This window comes from Leptolyngbya sp. FACHB-36 (genome assembly GCF_014695955.1).
Classification (GTDB): Bacteria; Cyanobacteriota; Cyanobacteriia; order Leptolyngbyales; family Leptolyngbyaceae; genus FACHB-36.
In genome coordinates, this window is record NZ_JACJPG010000102.1 from 1 (window position 1) to 2,697 (window position 2,697).

Below are 2,697 nucleotides of genomic sequence, written 5' to 3' on the forward strand. Positions count from 1 at the left end.
TGCGATAGCTCCCGCGATCGCTGAACAATTTCATCAGGATCATGAATAAAAACTGGGGTCGTTTTTCCAACCACATCTGCTGCGCTGTAGCCAAGCCAGCGCTCTGCTGCTGCGTTGAAGGTAAGAATCGTGCCATCAACCGTGGTTGAAATAATGCTGTAGTTGGCGCTGTCCAGAATCGCCCGCTGAAGGGTCAATGTCTGTTGCAGTATGGCTTCTGCCTGCTTACGCTGATTGATATTGCGAAAGTAAACGGACAACCCTTCTTTCGATGGATAGGCATCCACTTCAACCCAGTGGTCCAGCGGTGCATAGAACGTTTCAAATTTAACGCTGACCTGCTCCGACACCGCTCGGTGGTACTCCGTGTAGAACGTTAAGTAAACGGCTTCGGGAAACGCCTCCCAAATGACTTGACCCAGTAACTCTTGCCGGTTTTTGTGCAGGAGCATTTCTGCCTGGGAATTCAGGTAAATAAATCGCCAGTCGTGGTCCAGCGCAAAAAAGCCATCGGTGATACTTTCCAAGATGCTAGTGACGCGATCGCCCGCTGCTTCAGCCTCCGCCCGCGCCGCATGCTCTTGAGCCAGAAGCTGGCTCCGCGCTTGTTCTGCCTCCTGAAGCTCCGTTGTCGTTTGTGCCAGCCGGGCTAAATTACGCCGGAGTTCTAGCTGAGCAATCACTTGGCGGCTCAAGCGCTGCAACGCTTGAGTTTGCTCGGGAGTCAGTTCCCGAGGCACGCGATCGATCACACAAAGCGTGCCCAACGAATAGCCATCCGAGGTGACGAGCGGTGCGCCGGCATAGAAGCGAATGTGAGGATCGTTCGTAACCAGAGAATTGGTTGCGAACCGTTCGTCCTGTAAGGTGTTAGGGACAATCAGAAGATCGTTGGGTTGCAGAATTGCATGGGCGCAGAATGCTAGACCACGCGGTGTTTCTGGTGCATCTATCCCAATTTTAGATTTGAACCACTGGCGACAGTCATCGATCAGGCTGATAAGGGCGATCGGCGTGCCGCAAAGGTAAGCAGCAAGCTGGGTCAAATCGTCGAATGCCTCTTCGGGAGCAGTGTCCAGAATCTCGTACTGCCGGAGCGCATAGAGCCGTGCAGATTCATTGTCGGGCAGTGGAGCTTGCATCATTTCCCCTTCACGGATTGCCTCCTCCAGTTCTATCCTGACTTAACAGCAGGTTGGCGGCTTGATAAAGCGTTTGTAAATCTGCACCATCCTGAGGGTACTGAACAACTCCTGCCCGAAAGGTGGCTCGAAACGGAGTGCCATCTTCCGCGGTGAACTCCAATCGGTTCAAGGTTTTACGCAACTCAGAAAGCCGTCGAGCAGCGTCTTTTTTGGTCAGGGTAGGCATTCCCACAACAAACTCTGCGCCTCCCCAGCGACCCACTACATCTTCACTGTGGAATACTTGCCGCAGCAATTCTCCAAAGCGGGCAAGCACGTCATCGCCCATTGCATGGCTGTACTGTTGGTTTACCTGCTTCAGGTGGTCTAGCTGGATTAGGGCAAAGCAAAACGATCGCTGGCAGTGGCTGCACCACTGAAGAAACTGAGTCAGCGATTGGGTGGACTTCTGCCGGTTGGGAACGCCAGTTAAGGCATCAGTTTCCGCTAGACATTTCAGCAGGCGCGATCGCTCCAGACGGTTAAAAATTCGCGTTACCAGTTCTGGACCGACGATCGGCTTTCTTACATAGTCGTCTGCACCCGCCTCAAATACGCGATGCATCGTTTCAGCATCGGAATGAGCCGTCAAAAACAGGACGGGCAAGCTACTCCAGCGCAAATCATTGCGAACCACTTGGCACAGCTCAATGCCGTTAATTTCAGGCATTTCTACATCTAAAACCAACAAATCAGGTCGGGTAGATTCCAGCGTATCCAAGAAGCGAAGCGGATTGTCGAGGACGGTGACATGCAGCCCCCAAGGAATCAGCAACCGCTGGAGTGCGGTCAATACCTGTCGATCGTCGTCTACCACCATTACCATCGCCTGCGTAGGCTGGTTGTTTTGCAGCGCTTGGTTGACCGCCTCTAAAACCTGAGCTGCGGTTACTGGCTGCTGTAAAACTCCCCGTCCTCCCAGTCGAGCCACTTCCACGCGATCGATCAAGCTGTTCTGATCGATCAGAACCAGAGTCGGAACAGGTGGCGTATTAGCGCTCAGTTCTGACAGCAGCATCCAATAGTTTTCCAGGGTGTTGACAGACGTCATATCTAGCAGCACCACATCCGGACGCTTCTGACAAATTTGCGCTCTGGCAGCAACCGGATTTGCGATGCCGCCGGGGCGCAGTCCCCAACGGGGAGCCGCCTCTGCTAATTGATCAGTCAGCGCGCGGTTTGAACTGATGATTACGAACCAAGGACGCTCATCCTCTGGTTCACTTGAAATAATGTCGGGCAGGTGCCGATCGTCCATGCGCTGTAGTTCTTGACGCAGGGCAGTTACGAGTTGGGCTAAGTGCTGCTTCTGTTGGAAGTTCAGCGATTGTCCCGTCTCAAACAGCGGCTCAATTTTTTGCGCCAGACGAGATCCTTCGTCAGATCCAAACATGCCCAACGAGCCAGCTAGCTTATGAGACTCCTGCTCTGCCTGCTGTCGCAGCGCCTCAGTCAACTGATCTTGCAGCAGCAGCGCCACGGCTTGCTCAAGCACGGCAACCCGTCGATCGAC

2 protein-coding genes are annotated in these 2,697 nt (G+C 53.6%); both read right to left on the reverse strand.

Annotated elements, in window-relative coordinates; genetic code table 11:
* Positions 1-1,145: GAF domain-containing protein (locus H6F43_RS01390; protein WP_242025234.1), on the reverse strand; the 1,145-nt coding region annotated here is incomplete at its 3' end.
* Positions 1,146-1,152: 7 nt separating this feature from the next.
* A partial coding sequence (locus H6F43_RS01395) for a response regulator (protein ID WP_190340235.1) occupies positions 1,153-2,697 on the reverse strand: 1,545 nt, incomplete at its 5' end.